We start from the raw sequence: 15,982 nt of genomic DNA, 5'->3' as shown, positions 1-15,982 counted from the left end.
ATTTTAATATTTTGCATGGTTTTGTTGTAAAACGATAAAAAACCATAAATAAACTCATTATTTTGGCAATTTGTAATTCTTTGTTAAGTTAAGTAATTATGTCTCAAAATGAAATCAGCACTTGATATTTCTGGCATTGTTGGTTCTGCTTATATACATATACCTTTTTGCAGACGGCGGTGCTTTTATTGTGATTTCCCGGTGTCTGTTGTGGGCGATCGCTTGCGGGGTGAAACATCGGGTACAATCTCCCAATATGTAGAAGCTTTATGCCAAGAAATTGCCATCACCCCTAATTTTGGACAATTTTTGCAGACAATTTTTTTTGGTGGTGGTACTCCTTCGCTGCTCTCAACTGAGCAGTTGGCAAAGATATTAGAATCGTTAGAGCAACGTTTTGGGATTGCGTCGGAAGTAGAAATTTCGATGGAGGTAGATCCGGGAACATTCGATTTGGCGCATATTACAGGCTATCGCAATTTGGGTGTAAATCGGGTAAGTTTGGGTGTACAAGCCTTTCAAGAAGAATTGTTAAAAGTTGCTGGGCGATCGCACTCAGTTAAAGATATCTTTGCAGCTATTGAATTAATTCACAAAGTCGAGATTCCCGAATTTAGTATAGATTTGATTTCTGGGCTGCCACATCAGTCTTTAGATCAATGGTCTGACTCTTTAGTAAAAGCAGTAGCTATTAACCCGACGCATATATCTATCTACGATTTAACCATTGAGCCAGGAACGGCTTTTGGACGCTACTACAAATCAGGAGATAATCCTCTACCTACAGATGAAACTACAGTCAAAATGTACCAGATGGGTCAGCAAGTATTGACTGGTGCAGGTTATCAGCATTATGAAATTTCTAATTATGCGCGACCTGGACATCAGTGTCAGCATAATCGAGTGTATTGGGAAAACCGCCCTTATTATGGTTTTGGGATGGGTGCAGCAAGTTACATACAAGGAAAACGCTACACTCGTCCGCGCAAAACTCAAGAATATTATCAATGGGTGCAAGCTGGCAGCATAATTAATTGTGAAGTCACACCACCCGCCGAGGTATTGTTAGAAACTTTAATGTTGAGTTTGCGTTTGGCTGAGGGTGTATGTGTTTCTAGATTAGAAGCAGAGTTTGGCGAAGGAAAAATAGCGGAAATTTTTCAATGTTTGCAACCTTATTTTGCAAAAGGTTGGGTAAAAGTTGCAGCAGGAAGGTTGCAATTAACTGACCCCGAAGGGTTTTTATTTTCTAATGTAGTTTTGGCTGATTTATTTAATAAATTGGATTAACGCGTAAAAAGTAGAGGCGCAAAATTTTGCGTCTCTACACATATCCCCATTCTCTAACCTTCCGAGTAAGTGTCTTTATAAAATTGCAGACGACCTACACCTAGAAATTGACCAATTGTTTGCTGTCCAGAGGGAAAGGCTTTTACACCAAATAAGTAGACACCATCATTGAAAGGATTACGATAAGTCCGCAAACCAATCGTTACTGTTTGGTCTGGTGGTACAGGATTAGCAAAGGTGACTGTGAAGTTTTGTTTGTCGTTGGTAACTACAGATTTGACTGCTAACTTTTCGCCACGGCGATCGCGTGTACCCACAAAAGCAACGGTATCATTTGGGTTAAATTCAATTTCTTCTGTACCTGTGACTTGAGTAAAAGTCAACTGTTGCAACGATTCTCCGGCTGCTGCTGGGACTTTCACGGTGAAGTAGTATGTAGTATCAGACACACTTGTTTCATTGTGTGGCGTACTAGCACTGATGAGAGTTGGTGATTGAGCAAAAGCGATCGCACCACTACCTAAAGTAACTGCATTCGCTGCAAATTGAGGTAAGGAACAGATGCCTACACCAATGAACAGCGTGCTTAAAAAGCTGCTGACGTACTTCATATTTTTATTTTTTGTCTAACTCGTTAACTCAGGAAATGGGTGTCATCACCCATAACTAACTCTCAGCAACTGTCTATAAATTTGCTGAGAAATTCCTCGTTGTCTTTAGTGTTTTTTCAGTATAGCAATTATTTTTTTATGTTAGTAATAGCTAAAAAGTGAGAATAAATATTGTATTTTCTCAGCAGTATATGGCTCACAAAACGATGGTTTTAGGGGTGTTCAGTTATGTACAAATAGCCAAACTACCTCTATCTTAAGGGAGTTTATTCAAGTGAGTTTACTTGAATTACATACTATTTGATGAGAATTAAAAAGTAAGATTTTTCTTCCTGTAAAAACTAAAAATTGGCAAAAATGTAATTACATAACAGTAACCTCAATACTGTTATCTGAAGTCTAATAGATTAGTTGAAAATTCCCTTTTGACAGAGAATTTCCTCAACTCCACACCCCTACCCCCTTGGTTATGGAGTGCAGTCGAAATATGCACTGCATCTCCTAATCCAACTTTCTCCATACAATCAGGCTACGACGATACCCAGAAGGTCTTAAAATATTGTTAATTTCTGCTAGACCCCTCGACCTTAAATTTACAAGTATCACCCCAAAATTACTATGGCTATTGGCTACGTCGCGCTTGTACTTCACGCACACCTGCCCTTCGTTCGTCACCCAGAAAGTGACTATGTGCTGGAGGAAGAATGGCTTTATGAAGCCATTACCGAAACATATATTCCTTTACTAAAAGTTTTTGAAGGCTTAAAGCGAGACGGCATTGACTTTAAAATCACAATGAGTATGACACCGCCTTTGGTGTCAATGCTGCGCGACCCCCTGTTGCAAGAACGCTATGATGCTCACTTAGCCAAATTAGAGGAACTTACAGAACTAGAAATTGAGCATAATGCCCAAAACGGCCATGTTCGTTATTTGGCTGAACACTACGCCACTGAGTTTAACGAAGCGCGGGAAATGTGGGAGCGCTACAACGGTGATTTGGTAACTGCTTTTAAACAATTCCAAGACAGTAATAATTTAGAAATTATTACTTGTGGCGCTACCCACGGCTATTTGCCATTAATGAAAATGTATCCTCAAGCCGTGTGGGCGCAAATTCAAGTAGCTTGCGAACACTACGAACAAACCTTCGGTCGTCCACCTAAAGGTATTTGGTTGCCGGAATGTGCCTACTATGAAGGGCTGGAGAGGATGCTGGCTGATGCTGGGCTACGTTACTTTCTCACAGATGGGCATGGTATTCTCTACGCTCGTCCTCGTCCCCGTTTTGGTAGCTATGCGCCGATTTTTACAGAAACAGGTGTTGCAGCTTTTGGTAGAGACCATGAATCTTCACAGCAGGTATGGTCTTCTGAGGTGGGCTATCCTGGTGCAGCCGAATATCGAGAATTTTACAAAGATTTGGGCTGGGAGGCAGAATATGACTACATCAAACCCTACATCATGCCCAATGGTCAGCGAAAAAATACAGGGATTAAGTACCATAAAATTACCGGGCGGGGTTTAGGGTTATCAGATAAAGCACTATATGATCCTTATTGGGCAAGGGAAAAAGCCGCCGAACACGCTGCCAACTTTATGTATAACCGCGAACGGCAAGCTGAACATCTTTACGGAATTATGCAGCGTCCGCCGATTATTGTTTCGCCCTACGATGCAGAGTTATTCGGACATTGGTGGTATGAAGGCCCTTGGTTCATTGACTACTTATTCCGTAAGTCGTGGTATGACCAAGGTACATATCAAATGACTCACTTGGCAGATTATCTCAGAGCAGAACCATCGCAACAAGTGTGTCGTCCTTCCCAATCGAGTTGGGGTTACAAAGGTTTTCACGAATATTGGTTAAATGAAACAAATGCTTGGGTTTATCAGCATTTGCACAAAGCCGCAGAACGGATGATTGAAATTTCTAAGCTGGAACCTGCGGATGAGTTGGAATGGCGGGCGTTGAACCAAGCAGCACGGGAAGTTTTATTAGCGCAGTCTTCGGACTGGGCATTTATTATGCGAACAGGGACAATGGTTCCTTATGCTGTACGCCGGACGCGATCGCACCTGATGCGGTTTAATAAACTCTATGAAGATATCAAAATCGGGAAAGTTGACAGCGGTTGGTTAGAAAAAGTCGAGTTAATGGATAATATCTTCCCGGAAATTAACTATCGCGTTTATCGTCCTTTGTAAATTGATTGATAGAGATGTTGCAATGCAACGTCTCTATATTTATCGATAACTTCAATTCAAAAAATCATCTGCGGATGAATTAATTGATATCCCGCATTTTTGATTTTTTGATTGGATACTATGGCATTATATGGGCGGTTACTTTTGAGGGAACTATCCCATTGCACGTTAGGCAAATTGTGTTTGGTAAATAAAGTATCTAGTAATTCTCGGCTGCTTAAATGTGCATCATCCACCAAATTATAAATACCTTGTAAGTGTTGTTGACGGACAAATTCAATCGCACCGACAATATCATCAAGATGAATCCAATTCGTGACATCTTCGCCATTACCGGGACGAGTTGTACCAGATGCGCGACTAAAGATTTTAATCAGTTCTCGATTAGTTCCATATATCCCGCCCAAGCGCAAGATGCAAACTCGCAATTTCTCACTGGCGGCTGAGAGTAAAACTTTTTCTGTCTCTCTCAGAACTATTCCTGAACTATGAGTTGGCTCTACTGGTGTATTTTCATCGACTGTAGCACCATTGCGATCGCCATAAACAGAATAACTACCTGTATAGATAATTTGCTTGATTTTAGGTAGTTGCGGCAAAAGCCCAACTAAAGTTTTGGCAGTTTCTAAATAAGTTTCTTCATATACATTTGCGCCTTTTGCACCCACACTAAGCAACACTACATCTTGATTTTGCAAAACTGATTGCAGTGTTTGAGCGTCGTTTCCTTTAGCAATTACGACTTTTTGCGCTACCGTTTGTAGTTCTTGGATACGTTCAGGGGTAGTTGTGGTAGCGGTAACAACAAAAGTCATCTTTTGCTGCCAATATTTAGCTACTGCATAACCAACATAACCACAACCAATGATGGCAATATTCATTGATAAGTTTTCTCTTACTTGACTCTTATGGGCTGTATTTTTATTAATTGTGACATAAATAATATTACGTCTTCTAGAGTCACAAAATATCTATTATTTTAAATAGTGGAGATTTATGATTCAATATTGTTTATGTGCTATATTTCGCTGAATTATCATTAGCATTTGGACGCTTGATAGGTAATGCGATCGCAAATGTGGTTCCTTCGCCAACTTCCGATTCACAAGTTAGCTGACCGAGATGTTTTTCTACGACAATTTGATAGCTAATTGATAAACCTAAACCTGTACCTACTCCAATAGGTTTAGTAGTAAAAAAAGTTTCAAATATCTTTTGTTGATACTCTGGAGAAATCCCGGAACCATTATCAGCAATTTTTATTTGTATCCACTCTTCATCGAGACATTGGGTAGTTATAATAATTTCTTGAGATGCTTCTTCATTCTCTGACTCTTCTAAAGCATCAATGGCATTCGATAAAATATTCATAAATACTTGATATAATGCACCACCATAGCCTTCAATATTGGGTAATTCTCCATATTTTTTAACTACAGCGATTCTTTTTTTTAAACGATTATTCAGAATTAATAATGTACTTTCAATACAAGCGTGGATATCTACTGCATGAAATTCAGTTTCATCTAAACGAGAAAAGTTTTTCAAACTTAAAACAATTTCTTTGGCGCGTTTAGCACCAACTTGCATAGATTGTAATAATTTTGGCAAGTCTTGTTTGATAAAGTCTAAGTCAATTTCTTCAGCTAACGCAACTAGTTCATCATCTTGGATTTTAGCTTGGTAAGCTTCAAGTAGCATTAATAAATTCTGAAAATAAGCGTTAGTATGCTGAAGATTCCCATACATAAAGTTGACTGGGTTATTGATTTCGTGTGCTACTCCCGCCAACATCTGTCCGAGACTAGACATTTTTTCATTTTGAATTAACTGTCGAGATGCTTCGGCTTTCTGCTCTGCTAAAAGAGTATTAACTCGTTGAATGAGTTGATTGAGAGAGTCGGCTAACATCCCCACTTCATCGGCTGTGGTAACTGGTGCTTGCAAACTAAAGTTAGATTCTTGGGTAACTTTTAATGCGATATCGTGAACCGCTTTGAGTGGACGAGCGATCGCGCGACTGGTGTAGTGAGCTAGTACAATAGCGATCGCCACCGATAACAGCATACTGATGATAATAATTCTGTCTCGCACTTTCTCTGTAGCGAGTACAGCTATTTCTTTGCGTTGAAAACTCCCCTCGGAAGCTTCTAGTAATTTATCTAAAGCATCTGTACTTTCATGTAATTTAATATATATATTGCTCTGAGTTAAAGTTAACAGTTGTTTTTTTGTTATGGCTATATTTTCAGCTTTTAAATTAGATGTATCACCTTGATTTAATACTGCCATTATTTGCTGGCTATAAACTATAGAACTACTTTCATAAGTTTGCAAAAAATCAGATATCTTTTTATTAGGATACCGATTGGCATAAGTTTTCAGTTCTGACCAAAGTTCTTGGAGTTCAGTAGAATGTTGTATTAGATGAGTGCGTTCTTCTTGCCAATGTGCTAAATCTGTAAAAACTAAGATTTTTCCTTGATGCGCTTGTAATTCTAATAAAACAGCATGAAGATTACGAATTAGCTGACTTTCTTGCCATTTTTCTTGTTTTTGAATTATGGCTTGTCGCTGATAGTAATCTCCGAGGATAAACCCTGCTACTGTTCCCACAACAGCAACGCTGAGAGCTAAAGTATAGCCCCAAGCAATTTTTTTACTGATACTAAGATTATTTATTAGCCCAATAATCCAACTTTGATGATTTAATAACGATTGAGTTACAGACTCTTTTGTAGAGAAATTATTAGTCTGATTATCTTTCACAGAAACATTTTTAGTCTTGGCAGATCGCATATATATTTGTTATCCCCACACAAATGGCTTTAGCCTAACTTAAATATCTAGTGTCAGCCATACTTTCTTAAGCTAATGTCAGCCGGAAAAATGCAGGAGATGCAACAAAAATATTGATTGCTACATTTTCTGTGATAAATCTCAATTTGAAATTCGTTGAAATACTTAAGTTTTATCTATAAATCCGATGGGATGCAGAGACATTCTTTATGTCGGGACGGAACATAAAACAGGAAAAAACGCTGAAAGTTTGCTCTAACTTCGCCAAAATCAATAATATTTTGATCTAGGTTCGCCATTTGTCAGACTTAGTTAAGACAGATAGCGATCGCACTTATTGGTGAATTATTAACTATGAGTGTTACCATCTGGCATAATTGCACCTGCTAAGTTAGCACCAATCAGTTTAACTAGCAAGCGATCGCCCGAACGAATACGTGCGCCGGTTAAGTCGGCTCCCCGCAAATCAGCGCCACTGAGATCTGCACCAATTAAGTTAGTATTACGTAAATTTGCTTCTCTGAGGTCAGCTAAAAGTAGGTTAGCCCTAAATAAATTTGCTTCTGACAAATTTGCACCTCGGAGTATAACTTTGTGCATAAAACTATCACTGAGGTCAGCACCACTTAAATTGGCATAACTCATGTTTCTCCCAGATAAATCTTTGTTACTTAAATTTGCCCGACTGAAATCTTTACCACTCAAATCTGAACCTGGTTTTGGTGGTTGCGGTGTGGGTTGCGGTGATCTTTTGGGTTCAGGTGACTGATAGTACGACGTGTGATGATGCTTCCCATTTGGTTCAGGTGACTGGTAATGCGGCGCGTGATAATGATTCCCATTTGATTGAGGTGACTGATGGTGCGGCGCGTGATGATGCTTCCCATTGCTAGAATTGCCGTTAACAGAGCGCAATTTATCCCGCGCTTCATTAATTGCTTTGAGTTTTTCTTGAGCTTTTTGTTGCAAGCGGATATTATCTTTGGGAAGGCGATCGGGATGCCACACAAAGACTAAATCTTTATAAGCCTGGTTTACTTCGTCAAGTGTTGCTCCAGGCTCTAATTCTAAGACTCGATAATATCGCTCCAACTCATTCATAGGATGTTGTTATTAGTCAATAATCAGTTGTCAATAGTCAATGGTTATTGTCCCTTTTTATCTGTATCCCCGTCATCTTCCTATTTCTCCATTTCGCCATCGATTTATAGCTCGGAAATATGCTGCAACAGGAATTTGATAAACCTCAACAATAATCCACAAAACGATGGATAAATGTGACAAAAAAGTTAAGATAGTCCAGATGTATGGTATCCAACTGAGGGGAGAATCCACAGATGGGGGGAAGTAAAAAGCGACGATGCCAATTAAAGTTGTAGGCAGAAAGACAAAAGCCATCGCTGCTATTCCATAACCCCAACCCAATTCCACACCTTCTAACTGGGCTTCTGTCCAACTAAAGCCATTCCACCGCCAAACTAAAGGCGGTTGCCGCGAAGGCATTTTGATTTGCTGCTGCTCTAAATTGACAGTAAAAATCTCTTGGCAGAAATCACAAGCCATAGTCTCCATTAATGGCATCTGTGAAATCTTACCTACTCGACAAACTGGGCAAGGGTAAACTTCATGAGCATCAAAAGATTTGCTGAAGATTTTGGAACTGGGCATCATAAAACTGAGTTTTCCGCAAAAGTATATGTGTTCGTGAAAAGTTGCATAACCAAGCTTGTCAGGGCTGAGGAGAACTGATTCTCTTTATTTTCATGCCCTTGAGCTTATTTTTCAGTTACCAACCTGCCACAAATCTCCATTCCCAGAGTTGTAATGAGTCTATCGTTTTTTTGATGTTGTGTGGTGCTTGACGCAAGCGATCGCTTTTGTTATTGTGAAGCTCAAGGAAGCTACATATTTAATTTTGTATCTCAGCGCAGTATATATGTTCAGCCACAATTACTACTTTTATTTTTGGCGTAAGGCGGTTCACCGGGAGTGAGTCACGTTTCCGATTGGAAACCGCCCGATGAACCGCAGAAGACCACTCTGCGGTTTTTTTGTTTTTAGGAGTATTGAGCATGATGACTAATATCCACAACTGGTTTTACAGCTTTTACTTTTGGCCCAAACCAAATTCCGGGTAAATAGCGTCATGCCGATTTGTCAGAACGCGCCCGGAACTCTCAGGTTCCGGGCTTTTTTATTAAATTCACGCTAAAGACTTTCCTCATTTCAGACTTTAGACTTCATACTTCATACTTTCGGAGAATTCAACCATGATTAACGCCAAACTTGCCGCACAATCTCATTCTGATCACCAAACAATTGTTAAACTCTCAGAGACAGTCGCCTTCGGTGGTGAAGAATTAGTAATTATTGGTGGCCCTTGTACCGTCGAAAGCTTAGAACAAATGGAAACAGTTGCTCAAAAGCTATCAATTTCATCAGTGCAAGCCTTACGCGGTGGTGTTTACAAACCCCGCACCTCACCTTACGCTTTTCAGGGAATGGCAGAAGCCGGATTAGAAGTTTTAGCGAGAGTGCGATCGCTCTACAACATGCCAGTAGTTACAGAAGTTATGGCAATTTCTCAAATTGAAGTAGTCGCCGCCCATGCTGATATGCTGCAAGTTGGCAGTCGCAATATGCAAAACTTCGACTTACTCAAAGCCTTGGGACAAGTTGATAAACCAATTCTGCTCAAACGTGGTTTAGCCGCCACCATTGAAGAATTCGTTATGGCTGCTGAATACATTCTCAGTCATGGAAATCCCAATGTAGTGCTGTGCGAACGCGGCATTCGCAGTTTTGATGATTACACCCGCAACGTCTTAGATTTAGGTGCAGTCGTAGCCCTCAAGCAAATTACTCATTTACCCGTAATTGTAGATCCTTCCCATGCCGTCGGCAAAAGAGAACTAGTCGCACCCTTAGCCAAAGCGGCTGTAGCTTGTGGTGCAGATGGATTGATTATTGAATGTCACCCAGAACCAGAAAAATCTGTTTCCGATGCCCGTCAAGCACTATCTTTAGAAGACATGGTGAATTTAGTGGATGCTTTAAAGCCCGTAGCAACTGCCGTAGGACGCAGAATATCAGAGAACAAAGGGGTAGGTTTAACACCTGCCCCTATTTGTTGCGCGGCTTAAGATTTTCAACGAACCTCACAAGACACAGAGGAAACAGAGAAATGAGAGTTTGATTAATACTCTCCACACCTCTGCGCCTCTGCGTGAAACAAAATTGATTATGAAATTGACTGTTAAAGATTTGTTTGCTTGGTTGTTGTAGTAAAAGTATGTATGACATGAAACCTTGTCGTCACGACACGAAACCTTGTCGTCACAACACGAAACTCTGTCGTCACGACATAAAACCCTGTCGTTATGAAACAAAACCTTGTCGTGACGACACTAAACCTTGTCGTCACGACATGAAACCCTGTCGTTATGAAACGAAACCTTGTCGTCACGACACAAAACCCTGTCGTGACGACACGAATTTATGCGATAAAAAAACTAGAAGCGCAAAGTTTGCTAGAGAGGGTCAGATATTCAAGTAAACTAGGGAACACAGAGAATATGTGGTGCATGAATGGCAAGAAAAAGCCCTCAACCAAAAGCGACATCATCTGAAGTACTAGAATGCGTGCAACAGAATTGTCCGAGTTGCGGCAAACCCATGTGGAATGAGTACAACAATCTGCGACGTGTGAGAACTCTTAAAGGAGTGATACAACTACTGTTGAAAATTCGCCGTTGTCAAAATAGATCTTGTGAGCGTTACAAAATTAAGTATCGACCAGAGCAGGAAGGTTCGTGGGCATTACCACAACAGGAATTCGGGTTAGATGTGATTGCACTGGTAGGAGCGTTGCGCTATCAAGAACACAGAAGCATACCTCAAATTCATCAACAACTTCGTAATCGCGGTGTAGAAGTAAGCGAGCGAAGCGTTATTTACCTGTTAGAAAGATATGACGAATTGGTCGCACTGTGGTTAAGTGACCACTCAAGACTTAAAGCCATCGCCAAAAAACAAGGGAGATTGATATTAGCAATTGATGGGATGCAACCGGATGTTGGGCATGAAGTACTATGGGTGATTCGAGATTGTTTATCAGGAGAAATAATACTTGCAAAAACCTTATTATCGTCAAGAAATGAGGATTTGGCCGCTTTACTATTAGAGGTGAAAAATACTCTTGATGTAAAGATTGATGGGGTAATAAGTGACGGACAACAGTCAATTCGCAAAGCTGTGGAACTGGCATTACCTGGAATAGCTCATGGCTTATGCCATTTTCACTCTTTTATTGGAAGCAGCCAAGGTGATTTATGAAGCGGATAGGCACGCCAAGAAGGAACTAAAAAAGCAGGTTCGGGGTATACGCCAGATTGAACGTAGTATTAATGAGTGTGACCAAGCTACGTCTGAAGTTGTTCGTGGATATTGTTTAGCTGTACGTGGCTCCTTGACGAATGATGGTCGTCCACCCCTAGACGCTTCTGGATTAAAACTACAAGAACGTCTAAGTTTAATTGAAGCAAGTCTAGAACGGGTGGCTAAAAAAGGGGCTTACCAAAACCCTTAATCAAGCTCAAACAAATTGTTTCCAAAGGACTGGAACAAACAGCATCTTTATTTGCTCCAATTACTGTTGCTTATAACTGGATTTATCAAGCCGCAGAGATTCTGAACAACGAAACTGGCCTTGATGCAATTGAAGTCAAACAAAGTTTTCAATCTTTACTCGATTCCATGTCACATCAGAAAGGTAAAGCAGATACTTTAGAGCCTGGTATTACTCATTTCTTAAAGATTACTCGTAGTTATTGGTCTGGACTTTTTCATTGTTATGAGGTTGAAGGTTTACCTCGAACCAATAATGACCTTGAACAGGCTTTTGGTGTTTTACGACATCATCAACGTCGTTGTACTGGTCGTAAAGTCGCTGCTTCATCAATTGTAATTCGAGGCACAGTTCAATTAGCTTCAGCCATTGCTACTGCACTTCATTGTTTTACAGCCCAGGATTTGGCTCTCTTTTGCGTACAGAATTGGCAACAATTACGCTCTGATTTACGCCAACATCAACTTCATCGCATTCAACAACTTCGATTCCGTCGAAATCCTGAAGCTTTCTTGGATACTCTTGAGACGTTACTTCTCTAGCAAACTTTGCTCTTCTAGAAAAAAACAGCAAATTTTTTAACTACATTCAAATACAACACCGCGATAAATTTCCGCCATTGGTAACTCAACCCCAACTAACTCCAAAGAAATCGAAGCCTCTAAACCTTTAAAATCACTCAGCAACCAACCTTGCGTTTGCTTGGTATAACGTTCGACAAAAGGCTCATCTTGTTCAACTAATAAATATTCGCTAAAACTAGGAATGGCGCGATACATCCGAAATTTATGTTGTTGGTCATAATCTGCGGTGGTATGAGATAAGACCTCAACAATTACAGTAGGATTCAATACTTCATCTAAGCGTTCTTCATTTAGTTGTGGTTCGCCGTCAAAAACCATTACATCTGGATATACACCCCGCCGATATTCAGGAATCCATAGGCGTAAATAGCTGTTAATTGGTTCAAATTGAGGATCCCGCAGCAAAAATTTGAGAAAGGCAAATATATTGCCCCCGATACGGCTATGTTTGAGTGTTCCTCCTGGTATGGGTACAATTTCTCCATCTCGATATTCGCTGCGTCCTTCCGCTTTTTCTTCGATTGCGCGATATTCATCCAAAGTGTAGCGGTGCTTGATTGTAGAAACCATATTTTGTAAGCCGCATCGTCTTCAAGACAATAAAACTATTTTGTCATAGAAAATATCCATCTCCGCCTGAACGCAAGTTCGGATACATTAATTGATGGGTGGAAACAATCGGAGAGCAAGATGGTAGAAGCGTCACAACAAAAACGTGTGGTAGTCGTTGGTGCAGGTTGGGCTGGTTTAGGCGCAACTTACCATTTAGCCAAGCAAGGGTATGATGTAACACTTTTGGAAGCAGGCCCTTATCCTGGTGGACTTGTTGCAGGTTGGAAAACCCCAGGCGGTAAATCTGTAGAAGCCGGTATTCATGGCTTTTGGTATCCTTACAGAAATATTTTTGCCCTGATCAACGAATTAGACATTAATCCCTTCACTACCTGGACTCGTTCTGCTCAATATTCACCCGCAGGTTTAGAAGTAGAATCACCAATTTTTCAAGAATTACCTCAACTACCTGCACCTTTAGGCACATTTCTCTATACTCACTTTCAACGCCTGCCATTAATTGATCGTCTCAGCGCCTTACCTTTACTATATGCGGTAGTTGATTTTGACAATTCTGATGCAGCTTGGCGGCGTTATGATTCTGTGACGGCGCGGGAATTATTTAAAGATTTTGGTGTATCTGCCAGACTTTATCGTGATGCGTTTGAGCCAATGTTGTTGGTGGGCTTATTTGCCCCTGGTGAACAATGTTCTGCCGCTGCCACATTAGGAATGCTTTATTATTTTATTCTGGCGCATCAACCTAATTTTGATGTGGTTTGGTGTCGGGGAACTGTAGGCGAAAAAATCTTCCGTCCTTGGGTAGAAAAAATTGCCAAAGCTGGTGGCAAAGTATTACCAAAGCATCGTGTAACTGATGTAATTGTTGATGATAATAATCGCGCTACTGGTGTGGTTTGCGGTGAGCAAGTATTTGATGCTGATGCTGTAGTTTTTGCTGTTGGTATCACTGGGATGAAGAAAATTGTTTCCTCCAGTCCCAGCTTACAAAGCCGGAAAGAATTTCAGAATTTAGGTAATTTAGGGGCAATTGATGTTTTGGCAACGCGGTTGTGGTTTGACCGCAAAATTGAGATTCCGCGTCCTTCTAATGCTTGTTTTGGCTTTGATACAACTACTGGATGGACATTTTTTGATTTAAATGCTTTGCATGATGAATATCAAGATGAACCAGGAACAGTAATTGAGGCTGATTTTTATCATGCTAATCAATTTTTAAATTTAAGTGATGAAGAAATTATTCCAATTGTGCAGAATTATTTAGCAACTTGTATACCAGCATTTAAACAGGCGAAAGTAATTGATAGTAGTGTAATTCGCTTGCCAAATGCGGTAACGCACTTTGCGCCAGGTAGCTATAGTTCTATGTTGCCAGCTAGGACAAGTTTTGCCAATGTGTTTATGAGTGGTGATTGGATTATTAACCGTCACGGTTCATGGTCGCAAGAAAAAGCTTATGTCACAGGCTTAGAAGCAGCAAATTTTGTCATGTCTTATTTAGGTGAAGGTCAACCTGCTGAGATTTTACCTGTACAAGAAGATGAAGTGCATATCAAAATTGGGCGATCGCTCAACGAAACAGTCCGCCAAATAAGTAAGTCTATCTTGCCTAATTTTTGGTTGCCATAACCCAAAAATTAATCAAAGTTCATTAGGGTGTGTTATGGCGTTAGCCTAACGCACCGATAAATAGTCTACTGCATGAGATGTTTTGATAGTTTTTTGTACTTTATAAATTAACCTTCTAATCAACGCTGTTAATCACAAATCCAAAATTAGTATGAGTAAGATTTTCAACAGAAGGCGACTACTAAAGTTATTAGGTATGACTGCGTTAGGAACATCTGTTTCTAATTGTGTAACTTCCCCAGCCGCAGCTACAACAAATTGGGGCTATATCGGCAAACAAGGGCCAGAATATTGGGCTAAACTTTCACCAGATTTTGAACTTTGTTATACAGGTAAAAGACAAACACCAATTGATTTACAAGTCAGTAGTGTCAAAAGTTTAGATAAAAATAATCAAGATTTATTGGTAGTTAAATATCAGCCAACGCCTTTAAATTTAATTAATAATGGCAAAACGATTCAAGTTAATTATCAACCAGGAAGTTTTATTGAGAGCGATCGCCAAATTTATCATCTGCTTCAGTTCCATTTTCACCACCCCAGCGAACATCACATTAACGGCGAAGAATATGATATGGAACTGCATTTTGTTCACCGCAGTCAAGCAGGCGATTTAGCCGTAGTTGGTGTATTCTTAAAAGCTGGAGATTTTAACCCCAATCTACAAACAATTTGGGATGCCATACCCCAAAAACCAGGAGAAGAAAACCGACTCAAAGATAGCATCATCAACGCTTCTGTACTTTTACCAGCAGAACGCAGATTTCTCACCTATTCTGGTTCTCTCACCACTCCACCCTGCTCAGAAAACGTGAAATGGTACATCATGGAAACTCCCATCCAAGTATCTAGGGAACAGATAGCTAAATTTACTCAACTATTTCCTGATAATGCTCGTCCAATTCAAGCCTTAAACCAGCGTGTAGTTTTTGAAAGCACCAATGCTGAGAAAACTTAGTCGAGGCGTAGGTTCCGCTTTTTCTCAAGTTACGGCGGTTCGCTCAGATATTTTTTGGCGATCGCAATTACTATAACAGGATTTGCCGAAATAGCTTTTGCGATCGCTCAGGAAAACTCGACTATTCTTCTGGGTGCGTCGTTAAGATAGCTGCTTATTGCTTCGCACCCATTTCTAAGACAACACTCCGCATAAAATCAATGCGCTGTTCCAAATCCAGGTTTTCCACGCCTTCGACAAAATCATTTGTTTCTTCTGGTAATTCATAGTCAGAAGGTACAGTAATAATCTGATCACTTTCCATACCCTGTGCTAGGCGTAACCACAATTCCAATTTGCCACTAGAATGTAAAGCGGTGTAAGTACGACTAATATCACTGTTTGCACAGCCGGCGATATCACGTTGCGCTTGCAATTGCTGTTCTTTTGGCAAAGCCAGGATTTGATCATAAACAGCATTAGCTGTATCTACTTCAGCATTATCGTTTCCTGATGGAAGCAATTCATCTTTGATATCGAGATAGCCAAACCACAATAAAGCTAATTGTGTATCAACATCAAACTGGCGAAATTGTTCTACAGCTTGTCTGGTGCTTTCGTCGGTTGCGTAAGTCATAAAATATCTCCGATCGCTTGAATTAAACTCAGTAATGAAAATTACTCAGGATAGTTAGCTGTCGCTCACTCTCAAAATCCTATAAAT

The 15,982-nt window shown here is 40.2% G+C and carries 12 protein-coding genes and 1 pseudogene; 6 read left to right on the top strand and 7 right to left on the bottom strand.

All coding sequences use genetic code 11. The features are described 5' to 3' along the window. Window positions 1-108: 108 nt before the first annotated feature. On the top strand, window positions 109-1,290 hold the full coding sequence (gene hemW / locus NCWK1_RS11045; protein ID WP_103124745.1) for a radical SAM family heme chaperone HemW: 1,182 nt from the start codon (window positions 109-111) through the stop codon (window positions 1,288-1,290). A 53-nt stretch (window positions 1,291-1,343) separates the two neighbouring features. On the opposite strand, the gene NCWK1_RS11040 is transcribed toward hemW, so the two are convergent. Then, entirely contained in the window at window positions 1,344-1,901 is a 558-nt protein-coding gene (locus tag NCWK1_RS11040; RefSeq protein ID WP_187308118.1) for a DUF2808 domain-containing protein, read from the bottom strand. A 618-nt stretch (window positions 1,902-2,519) separates the two neighbouring features. On the opposite strand from NCWK1_RS11040, the gene NCWK1_RS11035 reads away from it, so the two are divergent. After that, window positions 2,520-4,109 (top strand): glycoside hydrolase family 57 protein, encoded by a 1,590-nt coding sequence (locus NCWK1_RS11035; protein ID WP_096575593.1) that lies wholly within the window; start codon window positions 2,520-2,522, stop codon window positions 4,107-4,109. Between the two features lie 56 nt (window positions 4,110-4,165). Here the strand turns inward: NCWK1_RS11035 and NCWK1_RS11030 are convergent, their stop codons facing one another. From NCWK1_RS11030 to NCWK1_RS11015, 4 genes are all read right to left on the bottom strand, one after another. Then, complete coding sequence (locus tag NCWK1_RS11030; RefSeq protein WP_096575591.1) at window positions 4,166-4,990, bottom strand: SDR family oxidoreductase; 825 nt, start codon at window positions 4,988-4,990, stop codon at window positions 4,166-4,168. 130 nt (window positions 4,991-5,120) lie between these two features. Continuing rightward, a complete protein-coding gene (locus NCWK1_RS11025; RefSeq protein WP_103124744.1) occupies window positions 5,121-6,908 on the bottom strand; it encodes a sensor histidine kinase in 1,788 nt (595 codons plus the stop codon). A gap of 348 nt (window positions 6,909-7,256) precedes the next feature. Then, a complete protein-coding gene (locus NCWK1_RS11020; RefSeq protein WP_103124743.1) occupies window positions 7,257-8,009 on the bottom strand; it encodes a pentapeptide repeat-containing protein in 753 nt (250 codons plus the stop codon). A 72-nt stretch (window positions 8,010-8,081) separates the two neighbouring features. Further along, a complete protein-coding gene (locus NCWK1_RS11015) occupies window positions 8,082-8,576 on the bottom strand; it encodes a hypothetical protein (protein ID WP_096575585.1) in 495 nt (164 codons plus the stop codon). Between the two features lie 602 nt (window positions 8,577-9,178). Between NCWK1_RS11015 and aroF the strand changes: the two genes are divergently transcribed. Next, window positions 9,179-10,051: a 3-deoxy-7-phosphoheptulonate synthase gene (gene aroF, locus NCWK1_RS11010; protein WP_096575583.1), complete on the top strand. Its 873-nt coding sequence runs from the start codon at window positions 9,179-9,181 to the stop codon at window positions 10,049-10,051. A gap of 532 nt (window positions 10,052-10,583) precedes the next feature. Further along, a pseudogene (locus NCWK1_RS11005) lies at window positions 10,584-12,077 on the top strand (ISNCY family transposase). A gap of 36 nt (window positions 12,078-12,113) precedes the next feature. On the opposite strand, the gene NCWK1_RS11000 reads toward NCWK1_RS11005, so the two are convergent. Beyond that, window positions 12,114-12,689, bottom strand: a complete 576-nt coding sequence (locus NCWK1_RS11000; protein ID WP_103124742.1) for a Uma2 family endonuclease — start codon at window positions 12,687-12,689, stop codon at window positions 12,114-12,116. A gap of 120 nt (window positions 12,690-12,809) precedes the next feature. Between NCWK1_RS11000 and NCWK1_RS10995 the strand changes: the two genes are divergently transcribed. Continuing rightward, the gene (locus tag NCWK1_RS10995) at window positions 12,810-14,321 is read left to right on the top strand and encodes a hydroxysqualene dehydroxylase (RefSeq protein ID WP_103124741.1); all 1,512 of its coding nucleotides are present in this window, start codon (window positions 12,810-12,812) and stop codon (window positions 14,319-14,321) included. 151 nt (window positions 14,322-14,472) lie between these two features. Further along, the gene (locus tag NCWK1_RS10990; RefSeq protein ID WP_103124740.1) at window positions 14,473-15,279 is read left to right on the top strand and encodes a carbonic anhydrase; all 807 of its coding nucleotides are present in this window, start codon (window positions 14,473-14,475) and stop codon (window positions 15,277-15,279) included. A gap of 154 nt (window positions 15,280-15,433) precedes the next feature. Here the strand turns inward: NCWK1_RS10990 and NCWK1_RS10985 are convergent, their stop codons facing one another. Continuing rightward, complete coding sequence (locus NCWK1_RS10985; RefSeq protein ID WP_103124739.1) at window positions 15,434-15,895, bottom strand: orange carotenoid protein N-terminal domain-containing protein; 462 nt, start codon at window positions 15,893-15,895, stop codon at window positions 15,434-15,436. Between the last annotated feature and the right edge of the window lie 87 nt (window positions 15,896-15,982).

The organism is Nostoc cycadae WK-1, assembly GCF_002897135.1.
GTDB lineage: Bacteria > Cyanobacteriota > Cyanobacteriia > Cyanobacteriales > Nostocaceae > Nostoc_B.
The sequence above is the reverse complement of the archived record's forward strand: the minus strand, read 5'-3'. Positions and strand labels throughout refer to the sequence as shown.

Bases quoted from the DNA above. Each gene is read 5' to 3' on its own strand.
- hemW (WP_103124745.1), top strand. From the start codon at position 109: ATGAAATCAGCACTTGATATTTCTGGCATTGTTGGTTCTGCTTATATA.
- NCWK1_RS11040 (WP_187308118.1), bottom strand. From the start codon at position 1,901: ATGAAGTACGTCAGCAGCTTTTTAAGCACGCTGTTCATTGGTGTAGGC.
- NCWK1_RS11035 (WP_096575593.1), top strand. From the start codon at position 2,520: ATGGCTATTGGCTACGTCGCGCTTGTACTTCACGCACACCTGCCCTTC.
- NCWK1_RS11030 (WP_096575591.1), bottom strand. From the start codon at position 4,990: ATGAATATTGCCATCATTGGTTGTGGTTATGTTGGTTATGCAGTAGCT.
- NCWK1_RS11025 (WP_103124744.1), bottom strand. From the start codon at position 6,908: ATGCGATCTGCCAAGACTAAAAATGTTTCTGTGAAAGATAATCAGACT.
- NCWK1_RS11020 (WP_103124743.1), bottom strand. From the start codon at position 8,009: ATGAATGAGTTGGAGCGATATTATCGAGTCTTAGAATTAGAGCCTGGA.
- NCWK1_RS11015 (WP_096575585.1), bottom strand. From the start codon at position 8,576: ATGCCCAGTTCCAAAATCTTCAGCAAATCTTTTGATGCTCATGAAGTT.
- aroF (WP_096575583.1), top strand. From the start codon at position 9,179: ATGATTAACGCCAAACTTGCCGCACAATCTCATTCTGATCACCAAACA.
- NCWK1_RS11000 (WP_103124742.1), bottom strand. From the start codon at position 12,689: ATGGTTTCTACAATCAAGCACCGCTACACTTTGGATGAATATCGCGCA.
- NCWK1_RS10995 (WP_103124741.1), top strand. From the start codon at position 12,810: ATGGTAGAAGCGTCACAACAAAAACGTGTGGTAGTCGTTGGTGCAGGT.
- NCWK1_RS10990 (WP_103124740.1), top strand. From the start codon at position 14,473: ATGAGTAAGATTTTCAACAGAAGGCGACTACTAAAGTTATTAGGTATG.
- NCWK1_RS10985 (WP_103124739.1), bottom strand. From the start codon at position 15,895: ATGACTTACGCAACCGACGAAAGCACCAGACAAGCTGTAGAACAATTT.